This window comes from Parasphingorhabdus sp., assembly GCF_039968395.1.
GTDB lineage: Bacteria > Pseudomonadota > Alphaproteobacteria > Sphingomonadales > Sphingomonadaceae > Parasphingorhabdus.
Map to the genome: position 1 here is coordinate 238,469 of NZ_JBDVPV010000001.1, position 16,589 is coordinate 255,057.

The 16,589-nt window shown below is 54.4% G+C and carries 20 protein-coding genes; 17 read left to right on the plus strand and 3 right to left on the minus strand.

The features are described from left to right. The first annotated feature begins 46 nt into the window (after positions 1 to 46). The 14 genes from ABJI30_RS01175 (at position 47) to ABJI30_RS01240 (ending at position 9,881) form a co-directional block, all read left to right on the plus strand. Entirely contained in the window at positions 47 to 952 is a 906-nt protein-coding gene (locus ABJI30_RS01175; protein WP_348015064.1) for a heme o synthase, read from the plus strand. Beyond that, a complete protein-coding gene (locus ABJI30_RS01180; RefSeq protein WP_348015229.1) occupies positions 949 to 1,113 on the plus strand; it encodes a hypothetical protein in 165 nt (54 codons plus the stop codon). Before ABJI30_RS01175 ends, ABJI30_RS01180 begins: the two co-directional genes overlap by 4 nt. After that, positions 1,110 to 1,700 (plus strand): cytochrome c oxidase assembly protein, encoded by a 591-nt coding sequence (locus ABJI30_RS01185; protein ID WP_348015065.1) that lies wholly within the window; start codon positions 1,110 to 1,112, stop codon positions 1,698 to 1,700. Before ABJI30_RS01180 ends, ABJI30_RS01185 begins: the two co-directional genes overlap by 4 nt. A gap of 34 nt (positions 1,701 to 1,734) precedes the next feature. Then, positions 1,735 to 2,601 carry a cytochrome c oxidase subunit 3 gene (locus ABJI30_RS01190; protein ID WP_348015066.1) on the plus strand — a complete coding sequence of 289 codons (867 nt, stop codon included), beginning with the start codon at positions 1,735 to 1,737 and terminating at the stop codon, positions 2,599 to 2,601. A 9-nt stretch (positions 2,602 to 2,610) separates the two neighbouring features. Continuing rightward, positions 2,611 to 3,006 carry a DUF983 domain-containing protein gene (locus ABJI30_RS01195; protein WP_348015067.1) on the plus strand — a complete coding sequence of 132 codons (396 nt, stop codon included), beginning with the start codon at positions 2,611 to 2,613 and terminating at the stop codon, positions 3,004 to 3,006. Further along, positions 3,003 to 3,635, plus strand: coding sequence for an SURF1 family protein (locus ABJI30_RS01200; protein ID WP_348015068.1), 633 nt, complete (start codon positions 3,003 to 3,005; stop codon positions 3,633 to 3,635). Before ABJI30_RS01195 ends, ABJI30_RS01200 begins: the two co-directional genes overlap by 4 nt. A gap of 42 nt (positions 3,636 to 3,677) precedes the next feature. Beyond that, entirely contained in the window at positions 3,678 to 5,081 is a 1,404-nt protein-coding gene (gene thrC, locus ABJI30_RS01205) for a threonine synthase (RefSeq protein ID WP_348015069.1), read from the plus strand. Then, on the plus strand, positions 5,074 to 5,985 hold the full coding sequence (locus tag ABJI30_RS01210) for a class I SAM-dependent methyltransferase (RefSeq protein WP_348015070.1): 912 nt from the start codon (positions 5,074 to 5,076) through the stop codon (positions 5,983 to 5,985). Before thrC ends, ABJI30_RS01210 begins: the two co-directional genes overlap by 8 nt. Positions 5,986 to 6,021: 36 nt before the next feature. Further along, the gene (locus ABJI30_RS01215; RefSeq protein WP_348015071.1) at positions 6,022 to 6,393 is read left to right on the plus strand and encodes a dihydroneopterin aldolase; all 372 of its coding nucleotides are present in this window, start codon (positions 6,022 to 6,024) and stop codon (positions 6,391 to 6,393) included. Further along, positions 6,390 to 7,163, plus strand: a complete 774-nt coding sequence (locus tag ABJI30_RS01220) for an SDR family oxidoreductase (protein WP_348015072.1) — start codon at positions 6,390 to 6,392, stop codon at positions 7,161 to 7,163. Before ABJI30_RS01215 ends, ABJI30_RS01220 begins: the two co-directional genes overlap by 4 nt. Positions 7,164 to 7,277: 114 nt before the next feature. After that, positions 7,278 to 7,853 carry a fasciclin domain-containing protein gene (locus ABJI30_RS01225; RefSeq protein WP_348015073.1) on the plus strand — a complete coding sequence of 192 codons (576 nt, stop codon included), beginning with the start codon at positions 7,278 to 7,280 and terminating at the stop codon, positions 7,851 to 7,853. Positions 7,854 to 8,007: 154 nt separating this feature from the next. Beyond that, the gene (locus ABJI30_RS01230; protein ID WP_348015074.1) at positions 8,008 to 8,580 is read left to right on the plus strand and encodes a fasciclin domain-containing protein; all 573 of its coding nucleotides are present in this window, start codon (positions 8,008 to 8,010) and stop codon (positions 8,578 to 8,580) included. A gap of 105 nt (positions 8,581 to 8,685) precedes the next feature. Further along, on the plus strand, positions 8,686 to 9,096 hold the full coding sequence (locus ABJI30_RS01235; RefSeq protein ID WP_348015075.1) for an EVE domain-containing protein: 411 nt from the start codon (positions 8,686 to 8,688) through the stop codon (positions 9,094 to 9,096). Between the two features lie 128 nt (positions 9,097 to 9,224). Next, the gene (locus ABJI30_RS01240; RefSeq protein ID WP_348015076.1) at positions 9,225 to 9,881 is read left to right on the plus strand and encodes a PEPxxWA-CTERM sorting domain-containing protein; all 657 of its coding nucleotides are present in this window, start codon (positions 9,225 to 9,227) and stop codon (positions 9,879 to 9,881) included. 157 nt (positions 9,882 to 10,038) lie between these two features. Here the strand turns inward: ABJI30_RS01240 and ABJI30_RS01245 are convergent, their stop codons facing one another. Further along, positions 10,039 to 10,701: a hypothetical protein gene (locus ABJI30_RS01245; RefSeq protein ID WP_348015077.1), complete on the minus strand. Its 663-nt coding sequence runs from the start codon at positions 10,699 to 10,701 to the stop codon at positions 10,039 to 10,041. Positions 10,702 to 10,904: 203 nt separating this feature from the next. Here ABJI30_RS01245 and ABJI30_RS01250 point away from each other — a divergent pair, with 203 nt between their 5' ends. Continuing rightward, complete coding sequence (locus ABJI30_RS01250) at positions 10,905 to 11,771, plus strand: LysR family transcriptional regulator (RefSeq protein ID WP_348015078.1); 867 nt, start codon at positions 10,905 to 10,907, stop codon at positions 11,769 to 11,771. 33 nt (positions 11,772 to 11,804) lie between these two features. On the opposite strand, the gene ABJI30_RS01255 is transcribed toward ABJI30_RS01250, so the two are convergent. Together ABJI30_RS01255 and ABJI30_RS01260 are read right to left on the minus strand one after the other, a co-directional pair. Further along, positions 11,805 to 13,457, minus strand: a complete 1,653-nt coding sequence (locus tag ABJI30_RS01255) for a thiamine pyrophosphate-binding protein (RefSeq protein WP_348015079.1) — start codon at positions 13,455 to 13,457, stop codon at positions 11,805 to 11,807. Between the two features lie 10 nt (positions 13,458 to 13,467). Next, positions 13,468 to 14,904, minus strand: a complete 1,437-nt coding sequence (locus tag ABJI30_RS01260) for an NAD-dependent succinate-semialdehyde dehydrogenase (RefSeq protein WP_348015080.1) — start codon at positions 14,902 to 14,904, stop codon at positions 13,468 to 13,470. Between the two features lie 83 nt (positions 14,905 to 14,987). Between ABJI30_RS01260 and ABJI30_RS01265 the strand changes: the two genes are divergently transcribed. Then, the gene (locus tag ABJI30_RS01265; protein WP_348015221.1) at positions 14,988 to 15,908 is read left to right on the plus strand and encodes an SMP-30/gluconolactonase/LRE family protein; all 921 of its coding nucleotides are present in this window, start codon (positions 14,988 to 14,990) and stop codon (positions 15,906 to 15,908) included. After that, the gene (locus ABJI30_RS01270) at positions 15,905 to 16,552 is read left to right on the plus strand and encodes an HAD-IA family hydrolase (protein WP_348015081.1); all 648 of its coding nucleotides are present in this window, start codon (positions 15,905 to 15,907) and stop codon (positions 16,550 to 16,552) included. Before ABJI30_RS01265 ends, ABJI30_RS01270 begins: the two co-directional genes overlap by 4 nt. Positions 16,553 to 16,589: the final 37 nt, after the last annotated feature.

Consider the following 16,589-nt stretch of genomic DNA (forward strand, 5'->3'; position numbering starts at 1 on the left):
GGCCGCCGCATTGACGACAATATGACAATCGGAAACTGAAACGGATATGACGACAGCTTCAACATCACTCAGCAATCTGGCCAGTGCGAAAGATCTTTTCGCCCTGACCAAGCCGCGTGTCATGTCGCTGGTGATTTTCACTGCTTTGTGCGGGTTGCTCGCAGCTCCCGGAACCGTGCATCCGGTTATTGGCTTCACAGCAATCCTTGCCATCAGCCTGGGGGCAGGCGCGTCCGCCGCTCTGAATCAATGGTATGAGCATGATATTGATGCCGTGATGAAACGCACCCGGACGCGTCCCTTGCCTGCTGGCAGAATGGAACGGGAAACGGCGCTGCATTTTGGGATCGGACTATCCTTCTTTTCGGTCTTGCTGATGGGGCTTGCGGTAAACTGGCTCAGCGCCGCTATATTGGCCTTTGCCATCTTCTTTTATGCCGTGGCTTATACAATCTGGCTGAAACGCAGCACGCCGCAGAACATTGTTATTGGCGGCGCAGCAGGTGCCTTCCCGCCGATGATTGGCTGGACTGCGGTGACCGGCGATATATCGGTCATGCCGGTATTGTTGTTTGCCATAATCTTTTTCTGGACTCCGCCACATTTCTGGGCACTCGCGCTGTTCGTCAACAGCGACTATTCGAAAGCCGGTGTGCCGATGATGCCGGTTGTTGCCGGACGCCAGTCGACCCGGCGGCAGATATTCGGATATAGTCTTATCCTCGCGATATGCGCGATTGCTCCTTATGCGCTGGGCGCTACTGGCCTGGTCTATGGTGTGGCTGCGATCATTCTCAGCCTGCTTTTTTCGGCTCTGTCGTTTCAGGTTATGATCAGTTCAACTTCCGAACCTGGTGAAATGGTGGAAGAAAAACGCCTGTTCAAATTTTCAATTTTCTATCTGTTTGTATTGTTTGCAGCGCTCGTCGCAGACCGGATGGTATTCGGATGAGCGAGATTGACAATAACGATCGACCAATGACCCCGGAAGAGCAGAAAGTCTATCAGGCGCGGCAGAAACAGCGCGCTGTGATCATGGGCGGGTTGCTGTTCTTTCTCGTCATCCTGTTCTACTTCATCACCATCGTAAAGATTGACGCGTCGATCTCATGACCCAGGTCCAGGCACATAATCTATCTGGGAAAAACCGCCGCATCGCGATGCTGGCCGGTTTCATGGGACTGGCGATGCTTGGCATGGGTTATGCTGCCGTTCCGCTTTATGAGATTTTTTGCCGGGTCACCGGCTATGGCGGAACCACCCAGCGGGTTGGCGAAGCGCAAGCCGCTACCGTTCAAGCCACCACCCGGGTGATGTCGGTGCGATTTGATTCCAATGTCAATTCGGCACTGCCCTGGTCGTTCAAGCCGGAAAATCCGGTTGACCGGGTCAGCGTGGGCGCACGGGACATGGCGATATATATCGCCACAAACAATTCCGACCAACCGGTGGTTGGCACGGCGACGTTTAATGTCACGCCGGTGCAGGCCGGAAAATATTTCAACAAGGTGCAATGTTTCTGTTTTACCGAACAGTTGTTGAAGCCCGGGCAGACGATGCGGATGCCCGTATTATATTACGTAGATCCGGCGATAATGGATGATCCGGAAACGCGCGATATCGAAGAGATTACCCTTAGCTATACATTTTATCGGTCGAAGGACGGCAAGGCGCTGGACCCGGCGAAAAGTGGAAGCTAAGGAAATATAACAAACGAAGTTTGGGGATTACGACATGGCCGGAGCCAAAAATCACGATTATCATATTCTTCCGCCAGACATCTGGCCGCTGTTCGGAGCCTTTTCGGCGTTCTTGATGGCGATCGGCGGGATCCGCTGGATGCACGATGATATCTATCAGTTCGGCGCTCTGATGTTTGCTGCCGGTGTGTCGCTTGTGGCGCTGACTTTTTACGCCTGGTGGGCAAATGTCATCAAGGAAGCACATGCTGGTGATCATACACCGGTCGTACAGCTCCATCTCCGCTATGGGATGATCTTGTTCATTGCATCGGAAGTTATGTTCTTCGTCGGCTGGTTCTGGGCGTGGTTCGACTTCGCTCTCTTCCCTCAGCCACTGGAAATGGTTGATAATATCACGACCAATTTCATCGGGCAGGAAGGCGCTGCCGCATTATTGCAATGGCCACCCAAGGGCATTGAAGTTCTCAGCGCGTTTGAACTTCCCCTGCTGAACACGATGATTCTGCTGTGTTCCGGTACAACCGTTACCTGGGCACATCATTCTCTTATTCACGGCAACCGCAAAGGACTGATCACCGGTCTTTGGTTGACCATTGGTCTGGGCGCGGTGTTTACGGCGATTCAGGCTTATGAATATAGTGTGGCTCCGTTCCCGTTTGCCGGAATCAACTATAGCGCGGCCTTTTACATGGCAACGGGCTTTCACGGCTTCCACGTTCTGGTTGGCACGATCTTCCTGATCGTCTGCCTTGCGCGGGCCTACAAGGGGCATTTCACTCCGAAGCAGCATTTCGGTTTTGAAGCTGCAGCCTGGTATTGGCATTTTGTCGATGTCGTGTGGTTGTTCCTTTTCATCGTCGTCTATGTCTGGGGCGGTTGGGGCGCACCCGTCCACTAGGTCAGAGTTTTGAACGATACCAATCAATCAAAAGGGCAGTCCGATCTTTTTCCGGCTGCCCTTTTTGGACTTTGTCCCCGCTGCGGTGAACGGACGCTGTTCGCCAGTGTCACGCGCTTTGCATCCCGGTGCCGGGCTTGCAGTCTCGATTATGACCGCTTCAATGTCGGAGACGGACCTGCTGCGTTTCTGACGCTTGTGGTTGGCGGTGTGATTCTGGGTCTGGCCCTGATTGTGGAATTGAATTTCAATCCCCCGCTATGGATCCATGTCTTGCTGTGGGTCCCGATGACGGTTGCATCCGTGGTTGGCGCGCTGCGTTTTTCCAAGGCGATCCTTCTGATATTGGAGCACCGCAACCAAGCTGGAGAAGGCACCGTTCAGGATGAAAAGGACGGACAGTGAAACGCTTGCCCGTCATATCTACTCTGATCGTTCTGATTGCGGTTGGAATCATGGTTTTTCTCGGTTTCTGGCAGATCGATCGGCTCGATCAGAAAAACACTTTGCTCGCAACCTATGCCGCCAACCTCGATCGTCCTGCCATAGCCTATCCCGAGTTGGGTCCTGTAGCCAATGAAGCGATGTTTCGAAAATCGGCGGTCAATTGCCTGAGTGTGACGGACTGGCGCGGGGGTTCTGGCACAGCCGCTGATGGGACCAAAGGGTTCCGCTATATAGCGCGCTGCATAACCGGAGCAGAAGGTCCCGGGGCACTGATCAATTTTGGAGTGGGCAACCGGCCCAACATGGAAATCGACTGGCAGGGCGGCGAAGTGACCGGCTGGATCACACAGGCTCCCGGTGGTTCGGCATTGCAAAGCTCGCTGGATGGAGAAGATTCCGGCCCCGGACCGATGCTGGTGTCCGACAGATCGATGGCGGGATTGAAAGCACCTGCACGGCCGTCGCTGGATGATATTCCCAATAATCATTTCGCGTATGCAGTGCAGTGGTTTTTGTTCGCGCTGATCGCGCTGATCATCTATTTTCTGGCGGTCAGAGCCATGGGCAAGCCGGACAGCGAAGCATAAAACTTGCTCTGGCGCGATGCGGAGGCTAACCCGCTGGCCATTATGGAATATATCTCAACACGCGGCGGTGGTGCGCCACTCAATTTTGAACAGGTAACTCTTGCAGGTCTGGCCGGCGATGGCGGGCTCTATGTCCCTGCGCGATGGCCACAATTTTCCACGGATGAAATCGCCGCGATGGCGGGATTGCCTTATTCAGAAGTCGCCGTGCGGGTGATGAAACCGTTTGTCGGCGATGTGCTTAGTGAGGCTGAGCTGCGAGATTTGTGCGAACAGGCATATGGCCGGTTTGCGCATGCGGCTGTCACTCCGCTCGCGCAACTGGACGGGCAGCACTGGTTGCTGGAACTGTTTCACGGTCCGACACTGGCGTTCAAGGATGTTGCGTTGCAATTGCTGGGTTTGCTGTTCGAGACATTTCTGGCGCGTCAGGACAAGCATCTCACGGTGGTCGGGGCGACGTCCGGCGATACCGGTTCGGCGGCAATCGATGCGCTGGCCGGGCGCGACAAGGTCGATATCTTCATGCTCCATCCGGACGGCCGGATATCCGATGTGCAGCGCCGTCAGATGACAACCGTACGTGCACCCAATGTCCACAATATTGCACTGGAGGGCAGTTTTGATGATGCCCAGGCAATGGTCAAACGGATGTTCGCAGATGAAAGCGTGACCGACCGGTTCGCGATTTCGGCGGTGAACTCGATCAACTGGGCACGCCTAATGGCGCAGATTGTCTATTATTTCTATGCAGCCAGCCAGCTGGGATCACCGGCTCGCCAAGTCGCGTTTTCAGTGCCGACCGGTAATTTTGGTGATGTATTTGCCGGCTATGTTGCAGCTCAGATGGGGCTGCCGGTCGAACGCCTGATTGTGGCAACCAATGTCAATGATATCCTCCATCGTGCCTTGAGCGCGGGGGACTATTCTGCGGGTACAGTAACACCCACCGCGGCACCGTCGATGGATATTCAGATCAGCAGCAATTTCGAACGGCTATTGTTCGATCTCGAAGGACGGGATGGGGCAAAGACCGCCGGGCGGATGGCAGCCTTTGACAAATCACGCAGCATGACGTTGAGCGCCGACATGCAAGCCGATGCCGGAAAGATTTTCACCAGTCACCGCGTGGATGCAGATGACATGGCAATGGCAATGCGCTGGGCCCATGAAGAATCGGCGCAAATTATCGACCCGCATACGGCGATCGGTCTTTCTGCTGCACGGGCGATGGACATCGATCCGTCCGTTCCGGTTGTCACGCTGGCCACAGCGCACCCCGGCAAGTTTCGCGAGGCAGTGGAACGGGCAACTGGATTCCGGCCCTCTTTGCCGCGCCGCGTTGGCGATCTCTTTGATCGTGAAGAAGCTTGTGAGACGCTTCCGGGTGATTATGACGCGGTGAAAGCATTTGTAACCGGCAAAGCCACCCCGGCCAATGGCTGAAATTGCGTTCAAGCCAGGGCTGATGATCAGCGAACCGCGCAGTGACTATGCGCTGATCGATAGCGGTGATGGCCGAAAACTCGAACGCTACGGGCAATATCATTTCATTCGCCCCGAGCCGCAAGCCATGTGGGCGCCCGACCAGACCGAATGGCAGTCAGATGGCGAGTTTATTCCAGCGTCAGATGATGATGGTGGCGGGCGCTGGCATTTTACGGGTCCGGTGCCACAGGATGGCTGGCCGCTGACCTGGGAAGAAGTAAGTTTTACAGCGCAGTGCACGCCTTTCCGGCATCTTGCATATTTTCCGGATATGGATCCAGTGTGGCGCTGGATTCGTTCTGAACTGGACAAGCTGGACAGTCAAAGCACGCCCCCGCAGGCGATGAATCTGTTTGGTTATACTGGCGTGGGCACGCTGGCCCTGTCGGCAGCGGGCGCCAATCTGGTGCATGTCGATGCCTCGAAGAAATCCGTCAAGGCCGCTCGTGACAATGCCGCTTTGTCCGGTATGTCGGAACGGCCGATCCGCTGGATTATTGACGACGCCGCCAAATTTGCGGCGCGCGAAGTCCGGCGGGAAAAACGCTATGATGCGATCTTGCTCGATCCGCCCAAATATGGCCGTGGCCCGGATGGAGAAATCTGGCGTCTTGAAGAACATCTGGCACCCTTGATTGAAAGCTGCGGGCAGTTACTGGACACGAATAGCCGGTGTCTGTTTCTGACAGTTTATGCCGTGCGGATGTCTGCGCTCGCGCTGGGGTCGCTGCTCAATGAAAAACTCGCTCATCTTAAGGGACAGATTGAAGTGGGCGAACTGGCGGTCCGGGAAGAAGCCCGCGGATTATTGCTTCCAACCGCGATTTATGCACGTTGGTCAGGTGATGAACCGGCGGCGTGACTTGCGTATGTCCGTGCAACGTGGTGAAAGGTTCCCATGACAGATAATTTACTCCTGGAGGTCAATGACCTGGAGGTTGATGTCCTGACCGGCATCTATTCCGAAGAGACACATTTGCCCCAGCCACTGCGTATTTCCATCGCAGCGGAACTCAAGGTTCAGGAACGCTACGAGGCGGATACACCACTGGAAAAGTCCAAAAATTACATGGACCTGAAACATGCTGCGACCGAAGCTTTGCCGGAAGGCGTGCATTTCAAGCTGATCGAAGCCGTGGCAGACCATATTATTGAAACGCTGTTCCTGCAGGACGAGAGCGTATTGCGGGTCACGGTCAAGATTGTGAAGCTGCTCATTTCCGAACAGGGTGAAGCCATTGGCATTACGCTGTCGAGATCGCGCAAGTGAGCAAAACCAGAACGAAACTGGCTTTGGTTACTGGCGGTTGCCGGCGGCTGGGCGCACAAATTTCGGCGCAGCTCGCCTCTGCTGGATATGTTCTTGCTCTGCATGGCCACAATGATGCCGAACCGGAACCAGAACTTGCGGCGATATTCGAACAGCATGCGACGCGCTGGCATGGCTTCGTTGCAGATTTCGATATTGATGGTTCTGTCGAAGAGCTATTGGGCGACGTCACGGATCATTTCGGCAAAGCGCCGGATTTGATTGTCAACAATGCATCCTTGTTCGAATATGATGACCAGTCCTCGATCAACCAGCAGACTCTCGAGCGGCATCTGCGGATCAACCTGGTGGTTCCGGCATTGCTGACGACTTCTCTGTCTGCGCTTCAGGGTGACGGCACGAGGGCGGCAATAGTCAATATTGTTGATCAGCGTGTGCGCAACCCCAATGGTGATCAGCTAAGCTATACCCTGTCCAAGCAGGCTCTGGCTGAATCGGTTCGTACGCTGGCCAAGGCTTGCGCACCGAAATTACGCGTCAATGCGGTTGCACCGGGGCTCACTCTGCCGACAGAGGATTATACGGACAATCAGATGGAGCGGCTGGCCGAGGCCATGCCGCTTAATCAATTGTCTTCTCCCGAAGATATTGCCGAGGCCGTCCTGTTCCTCGCCGAAGCGGGTTCGATGACGGGTCAGACAGTTTTTGTCGACGGCGGTGCGCATCTTGAATGTTTTGATCGCGATTTTGTATTTTTAGGCAAGGGCTAAGGCGCCCAATACGCCCTAAAGTACAGGATTGAAACGCATGGCTTCCTTACCATTTTTTTGACAGGCCCGTTCCTCGGATGGATCGGAGCCGTTGAAACTGTTGAAAGGAATATCATGCGTTTTTCCCCCAAAATTATACTGACCTCTGCTGCGGTCGTTGCATTGGCAGCCTGTTCCACCGAAGCGCCCGAGGCCGCTGTAGATGAAACTGCGACTGAAGATGCCGCTGTTGAAGCTACCGAATCGGCAACGATCGTTGATGTCGCTGTGGGTAACGAGAATTTTTCCACGCTGGTTACCGCGGTCACTGCGGCTGGTCTTGGCGAGACATTGAACGGCGATGGACCATTTACGGTTTTCGCTCCAACCAATGACGCGTTTGCCAAGGTTGACGCGGATACTTTGGCCAGCTTGCTGACCCCGGAAAAGAAAGACGATCTGGCCGGTTTGCTGACTTATCATGTTGTTGCCGGCAAAGTGATGGCTGCTGATGTTGTCAAAGCCATTGCCGATGGCGGCGGTACAGCGACTCTGACTACGGTGCAGGGTGCGCCGCTCAAGGCTTCACTGGACGGCGAGAATGTCATTCTGGAAGATGCCGCTGGCGGCAAATCAACGATCATCATGACCGACGTGGAAGCCAGCAACGGCGTAATCCATGCAATCGATACTGTCGTGATGCCAGGATAATTTCCCCTGAACTGGAAGTTGGAAAGGTCCCGCTGGAAGGCGGGGCCTTTTTATTGCCCGCAGGTTATTGGGCCCGTTTCATTTTTGGTTCGGGCTATGCGGACTATGGATTCCAAGCTATAGATTCCGGGAATCCCCTATTGAAAGGAACATAATGCATATTCTCTCCAAGGTAATTCTCGCGTCTGCTGCGCTGGCAACCATATCTGCCTGCTCATCAGAACTGACCGAAGACGAACAGGCTATTCTGGATGCCAGGATTGCCGAAGAATCCAAGAAGCCAACCAATCTGACTGCGGTTATTCAGGGAAATCCTGATCTCTCCACCGCAAGCATGGCGGTGGGCCAGTCCGGTGTGGCTCAGGAACTGAAGGATGACGGGCCGTTTACTTCCTTCATTGCCACCAACGCGGCATTCGACAAAATGGAAGACGGCAAGCTGGAAGCGCTGGTCAGTGCTGAAGACAAGAGTGAACTGGCGGCTATCGCAAAATTCGGCCTTGTGAAGGGCACAATGACATCTGCGGATATCGCAAAAGCTATCACCGATGGCGGTGGAACGGCGAGCCTCGAGACATTGCAGGGCGGCTCGATCAAGGCTTCGATGGATGGCGACAAGATTGTTCTGGAAGACGGAGCAGGATCGAAGGCCAATATCCTGGAAGCGGATGTTGAATCGAGCAACGGCGTTATTCACATTCTGGATACGGTCTTGATGCCGGGCTGAGCAATCCGCATTGGATCAGATAACGGGGCTCGCTTTCAAAAGCGGGCCCTTTTTTATTGTCCGGTCTTTCCCTATCAATGATGGTTGAAAATACAGGAGCACAAGATGGCGAACTATTGGCTGATGAAATCCGAACCGGATGAATATGGCTGGGATGACCTGATCGCTGAAAAGGAAGGTATCTGGGATGGCGTAAAAAACGCGCAGGCCAGCAACAACATGAAAGCGATGAAAAAGGGCGATCAGGTGTTTTTCTATCACTCGCGCCAGGGGCTCGAGGTGGTTGGTATTATGGAAGTATCCGAAGAGCATAGTCCCGACATGACAACGGATCCCGAACGCTGGGTCGTGGTGAAGGTCAAGCCCGTACGCAAGCTCGACAAGGCCGTTCCGCTGAAAGAAATGAAACAGAATGCGAAGCTCGGGAATCTGGCGATTATCCGGCAGACAAGACTGTCGGTGGCACCGGTGACAGAAGCGGAATGGCGTGCGATTTTAGCGATGAGCGAGCATTAATATCCGCTGTAGGAATTGGCCCAATCCGAGACAGATTCCCTTATCATATCTCAGCGATTGCTCGATGGAGTTCAATATGTTAACAATCCGTTAGGGTTCGCAAAATTCTGACTTCAGGGCATTTTACTATGAAATTCACAAAATTACTGGCCAAAGCGGCGACGGTGTCCGCTGTCAGCCTTGCTTTCGCGTCAGCAAGCTCGGCCCAGGCCGCAAGCTTCATCTTCAGCGTTGATTATGATGGTACGACTGCATCTCTGGCAGCCGGCAGCGATGATCCACTGGCAACCACTTTGGTAGCCGGTGATACATTTACCTATTCGCTGAACGCAACGGGCGGACAAGGCTGGACCACAATAGCTGCCGGTTCGCTGTTTCCCTTCTTTGCTTTGACCGTAGCAGAAAGTGGCGACCGTATGGTCGACTATGATTTAAACCTCAATCGACTGGGTTCGTCGATCTTTTCGGATAGCGCTGCAGGTATCACGAACAGCTTCGTTCATGTGGGAACCAATAGCGTTGATATCGCTAGTGGTCTTGAATTTGACCAATATGTGCTGGATGTGACGATATTGGCAGGCAGCGATGCTGCGACAGCCAATACCTTGTTGCCATGGCCAGGTGATGCCCCCGAAGAACGCTTTCCGAACAATATTAGCTTTGGTCAGCTGGGCGCTCCAGTTCCAGAACCCGCAACCTGGGCGTTCATGATCTTCGGCTTTGGCGCGATCGGCGGAGCGATGCGCCGTCAACGTAAAGCAGCTGTGAAAGTCAGCTACGCTTAACACCGTTCAACAAATCAAAAAAAGCCCTGCCAGAGAGATCTGGCGGGGCTTTTTTGTTTGCGGGCCAATGTTTGCGTTCGGCTTAAGGCAACTTTGAGTTTCAGGTATCTACCAACCGATGCTGAAGGCTTCGCAGAATTTTTCTCGAACTGGAAATTTAGACTTTTGGTTCGAGCCAATAAAATTCAAATCGTTCGAGCCCGGTTCCGAAATATTTGGAGTGTTTCTTATACTCGTCTGATTTTTGCACCCGTTGAAATCCGTCGGGTTTGTCCCATTCGACAAACGTGATTTGCCCCGGCGCAATGGCGGCAGACGCATGTGCTTCAAATGAGGGGTTGCGCATTTTATATATGAAGCGCCCTCCAAAGCGTTCGACCGCTGGTGCAATTCCATCGAGATAGCGCTCATAGTCACCGGGATTTTCTGCATTGAACCAGGCGACCACAACCGAGTAATATTTGGTTGGATCGAAACGCAGCGTAAGGTCTTTCTGGACAGTTTCTGTGTAGATCTTGAGCTCGCTCCACGCGTCGGGGCGAGAGGCTTTTAATGAAGGCCATTTTGGATGGCCATATAACCAGCGTTCTGCTTCTTTGTTGGGCCAGGAATAAAAGATGAGTGCTGCAGGATCATATTCGCTCACAACTTTTTGCTTCACATTCATCTGTGCGAGGCGTTTATATCCCAATGTTTCGGCGATAGGAAAAACGGATTGATAATAGGCCTGCTGCGCTTTTTTTCCGTCCTCGCGCGACTCCGGAGCGACAATTTGCAGTACTTCGCCCTTCTTGATCTCGATTGTTATGGTCTTTTGCACGGTGGTTTCATCAGATTTCGCAGCAGCTACGGTCGTTGGAACTAAAGAGCTTCCGACTATGCAAGCGGAGAGAAAAGCTGATCGTATATATGTTTGCATTTAGACCTCAATAGAAAGTTATTGGTTGATAAACGAACCTTTAATTCAATTTATCTACGCTGTCTTGGCTAGACATTTCATCAACTTGGTGCAAAAACGTTCCAATGGAGAATTGGGATGACTATCGGCTAATCATTGCTTTGTCGCGCGCTGGTACTATGCGGCGGGCTGCTGAGACGCTTGGACTGACGCACACCACTGTATCCCGCCGTCTTGCCATATTGGAAAAATCCCGCGGTCAGATATTCGAAAAGAATACGCGCGGATATCGCACTACGGACCTGGGAGACGCAATGCTGAGTGTCGCAGAACGCATTGAACATCTGACGTTTGCCGGAACGCGATATCAAAATGCCAACGAGGCTTCAGTTTCTGGTCCAGTTCGGCTTTCTGTGCCTGAAGCGGTGGCCCAATATATGCTGCTGGATGATCTTTTCAGGTTCTCAAAACTTTACCCGGAAATCAATCTGACGGTTGAAACCAGCTACAGTTTTGCCAATCTCGACAAGAGCGAAGCGGATGTGGTTGTGCGCGGCGCACAAGAACCATCCGATCATCTGGTTGGCAGGCGCTTGTTTGCCAATCATGTGACATATTATGCTGATCGCAACTATTTGGACCGAACCCCTGCAAACGAGTTACGATGGATTGCACCGGCATCGGATGGGCTTTGGCCCAGCTGGATTGAGAATTCTCCATTTCCGAACGTACCAGTGGCAATGGTCATCGATGATATTACGGCGCGTCATCGGGCCTTGGTTAAGGGATATGGATTGGGGCGTGGCGCTTGCTTTATGGCAGATCCAGAATCCAATCTCGTCCGGTTGTCGACCGAGCCGCCAGTTCCTCAACAAGATTTTTGGGTGCTAACCCACCCTGATCTGCGTGACACGCCGCGTATCAAATTACTGATGGATTTTATCGTCGCGGCGATATTGCAAAAACGCCAGCTGATATACGGTCAGTTATAGGAACCATTGCCAACCGCTATCGGGACAATGCCGTCACCGGTTCCGCAATCCGCTCACCGTCGCGCCTGCTGCAGTCAAAAACTCGACATCCGTTTTCAGGTGCAGCAAACGCAGCCCTTTCTGCTCCATTGCTTGCTTCAGTGCAGGGACAAATTCGCCGGTGCTCTCCACCGTTGCACTCCAGCCGCCATAGGCTTTGGCGAGGGCAGCGAAGTCTGGATTAACCAGTGAGGTGGCGGACAAACGGGCCGGATATTCGCGTTCCTGATGCAGGCGGATCGTGCCGAAGCTGCCATTGTCGATCACCAGCACCAGCAGATCCGCATCATATTGGACCGCGGTTGCCAGTTCCTGTCCGTTCATCATAAAGTCGCCATCGCCGGCCAGCGCGACAACGGTGCGATCCTTGAAACGCAAGGCTGCTGCCACCGATGCGGGAACACCGTAACCCATCGCGCCGGATGTCGGGGCGAGTTGGCTGGGAAATTCGCCATAGGTCCAGTAGCGATGCCACCAGCCGGAAAAATTGCCTGCGCCGTTGCAGATGATTGTATCGGCCGGGAGCATCTCCTGCATGGCTGTGACACATGGGCCAAGGTCGAGCCTGGCTTTGGTTTCCGTGACGGTCGTCCATTGCTGATAGTCTGCATGGGCCGCCTTGCCAGCATCAAAGCTCAGCAGGTCATCCTCCCAGAGCGCAACCTGCTCGGCAAATTCATCCATCTCCGCGCAGATCGGCAAATCGATACGATAGACATGGTTGAGCTCGTCCGGATCGGGATGGATATGGACCAGTATCTGTTCGGGATGATCGGGCGTGATAACGGTATAGCCATCCGTCGTGGCCTCGCCCAACCGCGCGCCAACCGCGATGATCAGATCCGCGGCCCTGATCCGTTCCACCAGTTTGGGATTGGGACCATAGCCGAGATTTCCGGCATAGACCGGGCTGTTGTTGGGGAAATTGTCCTGACGCCGGAAGGCACAGGCGACCGGCAGGCCAATGCGCTCTGCATATTGTGCAAAATAGTGCCGCGCCTTGGTATCCCATCCTGCGCCGCCGACAATCGCAATCGGGTCGGTGGCATCGCGCAGCATGTCGGTCAGCGCCGTCATTGCATCCGGGCACAGCGGCTGTGCCGGGGCGACCACCCTGGGGCGATCCAGTGTCTCCACTACATCGCGCAGCATGTCTTCGGGCAGGGCGAGGACCACCGGTCCAGGCCGTCCAGAGCTGGCGGTATCAAAAGCGCGCGCGATATATTCCGGGATGCGCGCAGCATTGTCGATGCGCGCGGCCCATTTGGCGAGCGGCGTGAACATGGCGGTGAGGTCTACTTCCTGAAAGCCTTCGCGGTCGCGGTCATCGCGCGCCACATCGCCGACAAACAGGATCATCGGCGTGCTGTCCTGCATCGCGGTATGCACACCGATACTGGCGTTGGTCGCTCCCGGACCGCGCGTGACAAAGGCGATGCCGGGTGCGCCGGTCATTTTTCCGTCTGCTTCAGCCATAAAGGCCGCACTGCCATCCTGCCGTGTTGCTATCGTCTCGATGGATCCGCAATCGTGGAGCGCATCAAGGACGGAGAGAAAACTTTCTCCCGGAACCGTGAAAATGCGGTCGGTGCCCTGGATCACCAGTTGATCCACCAAAACCTGCGCGCCGGTGCGTTTCTCTGTCATGCTGAAAACCTCAACTCTGGTGAATGGCTTTGGTGACCATATAGGCCTTCAGCCCGTCAGGGCCATCTTCTGATCCGTGTCCGCTTTCTTTCACACCGCCAAAGGGTGCATCGCCGGGGCTGACAGTGAGATTGTTGATCGCCACCATGCCAGCCTCAATCGCGTCGCCAACGATGTTCGCTGTCCGCAGGTTTTCGGTGAAGGCATAGGCGGCGAGTCCCAATGGCAGCCGGTTGGCCTGCTCGATTGCTTCGTCCAGTGTATCAAAGGGGCGCATCACCGCGACCGGGCCGAACGGTTCATCGTTCATGATGTCAGCCTGCAACGGTACATCGGCCAGCACGGTGGGATTATAGAAAAACCCATTTCCGTCTTGTCGTTCGCCGCCGAGGCGTACCTGCGCGCCTTTGGCTTTTGCGTCCTCGACCATCGCTCCTACCGCGCTGGGGCGGCGGGGATTGGCGAGCGGTCCCATTTCAGTCCCGTCGGCGAAGCCGTCTCCCACGGCCACCTTCGCAGCGCGTTTCGAAAATTCATCGACAAAGCGGTCATAGATACCGGACTGCACATAAAAGCGCGTGGGCGATACGCAGACCTGACCGGCATTGCGGAATTTTTGCGCTGCCGTGAGATCGAGTGTCTTCTCCAGATCGCAATCGTCGAAAACCAGTACCGGCGCATGGCCGCCCAACTCCATCGTCGTGCGTTTCATGCCCTCTGCAGCCAGTTTCATAAGATGCTTGCCAACCGGAACAGAGCCGGTGAAGCTGATCTTGCGGATGACATCGGAAGCAATCAGGTGGCTGGAAACTTGGGCCGGATCACCGAATATTACCTGAGCTACTCCGGATGGCAGTCCGGCATCGATCAGACAGCGGATCATTTCAATCGGACTGGCAGGCGTTTCCTCTGCGGGTTTCAAGATGATCGAACAGCCCGCGGCCAGAGCAGGAGCGAGTTTGCGAATGGGGGTGAAGACCGGAAAATTCCACGGGCTGAATGCAGCGACAGGCCCAACGGGCTGATATTTGACGAAACTGTTCATGCCCTTCGGACGAACCAGAACCCGCCCGTAACAGCGTTTCGCTTCCTCGGCCATGATATCGAAATGGGTTGCGGATGCGGTGACTTCACCGATTGCCTGAGCCAGCGGTTTGCCTTGCTCGGCTGTCATCAACCGCCCGATTTCCGGGGCACGTTCACGCAACAGATCGGCGGCTTTGTGGAGGATCGCCGCGCGCTCTCCGACCGGTGTATCGCGCCACAGCGGAAAGGCACGACCCGCTGCATCCAGCGCACGATCTAGGTCTGCGTTGTTGGCTTTGGGCAAATCGCTAATCGCCTGACCGGTCGCGGGATTGATGACCTGATGGACATCACGGTCGCCGACATCGATCCACTCGCCGTCAATATGAAGTTGCAGGGAAGAAGGATAAGCGTTTGACATAGTTGCTCCTGTAACCAGGCAAACAGCACTAGACTTGTCGATTGTTTCCCGCAATGACTGTGAACCCTCGGGAGAAGAAAAATATGGAAGTTGTTGCCGAAGGTCTGCGTTTTCCGGAAGGGCCGATCGCGATGCCTGACGGCAGTGTCATCCTGGTCGAGATTGCAGCAGGTCAGCTGACCCGCGTCATGCCGGATGGTACAAAACACGTCGTCGCAAAGCCGGGCGGCGGACCCAACGGGGCAGCACTGGGGCCGGATGGCAAGATCTATGTCTGCAACAATGGCGGCTTTGAATATCAGGATCAGGGTGGGTTTTTGACTCCGGCCGGAATTGCCAAAGACTATGACTGTGGTCGAATCGAGCGGATTGATCCGGAAACCGGTGAAGTTGAAGTGCTTTATACCAGTGGCGATTTTGGCTGTATCTTGCGCGGCCCCAATGACATTGTCTTCGACGAATATGGCGGCTTCTGGTTCACGGATCATGGCAAGACCGACTATGAAAAACGCATTCATGACATTGTCGGCATTTTCTACGCCAAAGCCGATGGCAGTCATTTGGAAGAGGTTGTTTTTCCATCACAAAACCCGAATGGCGTGGGACTGTCTCCTGATGGCAAAACGCTCTACGCGGCCGAGACTTTCACTTGCCGTCTGATGAAATTCAATATCACCGAACCCGGCAAAGTGGCACCCGACGCGGGTCCTGGCGGCCCCGGAATCCCGGTCTATCGTCCTGCCGGCTACAAGTTTTTTGACAGCCTCGCGGTGGAAGATAGCGGCAATATCTGTGTCGCGACTATTGGGGAATGCGGGATCAGCGTAATCTCTCCAACCGGCGAACTGGTGGAATTTGTTGCAACCCCCGATATTTTCACCACCAATATCTGTTTTGGCGGCGAGGATATGATGGATGCTTGGATTTGTCTTTCAGCTTCCGGAAAACTCGCCAAAACCCGCTGGAAACGTCCCGGCCTGAAACTGGAATATCTGAACAAATGACATATGATACCGTAATCTGGGACTTTGGTGGCGTGATCACCAGTTCTCCGTTTGATGCCTTTAACCGGCTGGAGGCGGATCGGGGGGTTCCGCAGGACAGCGTTCGCCGGATCAACAGCGCCAATCCACATGACAATGCCTGGGCGAAATTCGAGCGTTCGGAAATTGATACGGCTGGTTTTGATGCCCTGTTTGCCGAAGAAGCGATTGCCATTGGCGTCGATCTGCGCGGCCGGGATGTGCTGGCCTGTCTGGCGGGTGATATCCGCCCGAATATGGTCGCCACACTGGACCGGCTGAAAACAGACGGTTTCACCATTGGTTGTATCACCAATAACGTGCCGTCCGGGAAGGGCGCCGGCATGGCGATGGATAGTGAAAAAGCCGATGCCGTTGCTGGGATCATGGAGCGTTTTGATCATATAATTGAAAGCAGCAAGGCCGGCATCAGAAAGCCCGATCTCCGAATCTATCAGATGATGTGCGAGGCACTGGACGTAAATCCGGCACAGTGTATCTATCTCGATGATCTCGGCATAAACTGCAAACCGGCAGCAGCTTTAGGTATGGCAGCGATCAAGGTGTCCGCAGAGAAGCAGGCTTTGACGGAGCTTGGCGCGTTGCTCGAAACCACATTTCCATGATATATTAACCATTACAGTCCAGTAGTATCGCGGCATA

Excerpts from the sequence above, each read along its gene's own strand:
- ABJI30_RS01175 (WP_348015064.1), top strand. The coding sequence starts at position 47 with ATGACGACAGCTTCAACATCACTCAGCAATCTGGCCAGTGCGAAAGAT.
- ABJI30_RS01180 (WP_348015229.1), top strand. The coding sequence starts at position 949 with ATGAGCGAGATTGACAATAACGATCGACCAATGACCCCGGAAGAGCAG.
- ABJI30_RS01185 (WP_348015065.1), top strand. The coding sequence starts at position 1,110 with ATGACCCAGGTCCAGGCACATAATCTATCTGGGAAAAACCGCCGCATC.
- ABJI30_RS01190 (WP_348015066.1), top strand. The coding sequence starts at position 1,735 with ATGGCCGGAGCCAAAAATCACGATTATCATATTCTTCCGCCAGACATC.
- thrC (WP_348015069.1), top strand. The coding sequence starts at position 3,678 with ATGGAATATATCTCAACACGCGGCGGTGGTGCGCCACTCAATTTTGAA.
- ABJI30_RS01210 (WP_348015070.1), top strand. The coding sequence starts at position 5,074 with ATGGCTGAAATTGCGTTCAAGCCAGGGCTGATGATCAGCGAACCGCGC.
- ABJI30_RS01215 (WP_348015071.1), top strand. The coding sequence starts at position 6,022 with ATGACAGATAATTTACTCCTGGAGGTCAATGACCTGGAGGTTGATGTC.
- ABJI30_RS01225 (WP_348015073.1), top strand. The coding sequence starts at position 7,278 with ATGCGTTTTTCCCCCAAAATTATACTGACCTCTGCTGCGGTCGTTGCA.
- ABJI30_RS01230 (WP_348015074.1), top strand. The coding sequence starts at position 8,008 with ATGCATATTCTCTCCAAGGTAATTCTCGCGTCTGCTGCGCTGGCAACC.
- ABJI30_RS01235 (WP_348015075.1), top strand. The coding sequence starts at position 8,686 with ATGGCGAACTATTGGCTGATGAAATCCGAACCGGATGAATATGGCTGG.
- ABJI30_RS01240 (WP_348015076.1), top strand. The coding sequence starts at position 9,225 with ATGAAATTCACAAAATTACTGGCCAAAGCGGCGACGGTGTCCGCTGTC.
- ABJI30_RS01250 (WP_348015078.1), top strand. The coding sequence starts at position 10,905 with ATGGAGAATTGGGATGACTATCGGCTAATCATTGCTTTGTCGCGCGCT.
- ABJI30_RS01255 (WP_348015079.1), bottom strand. The coding sequence starts at position 13,457 with ATGACAGAGAAACGCACCGGCGCGCAGGTTTTGGTGGATCAACTGGTG.
- ABJI30_RS01260 (WP_348015080.1), bottom strand. The coding sequence starts at position 14,904 with ATGTCAAACGCTTATCCTTCTTCCCTGCAACTTCATATTGACGGCGAG.
- ABJI30_RS01265 (WP_348015221.1), top strand. The coding sequence starts at position 14,988 with ATGGAAGTTGTTGCCGAAGGTCTGCGTTTTCCGGAAGGGCCGATCGCG.
- ABJI30_RS01270 (WP_348015081.1), top strand. The coding sequence starts at position 15,905 with ATGACATATGATACCGTAATCTGGGACTTTGGTGGCGTGATCACCAGT.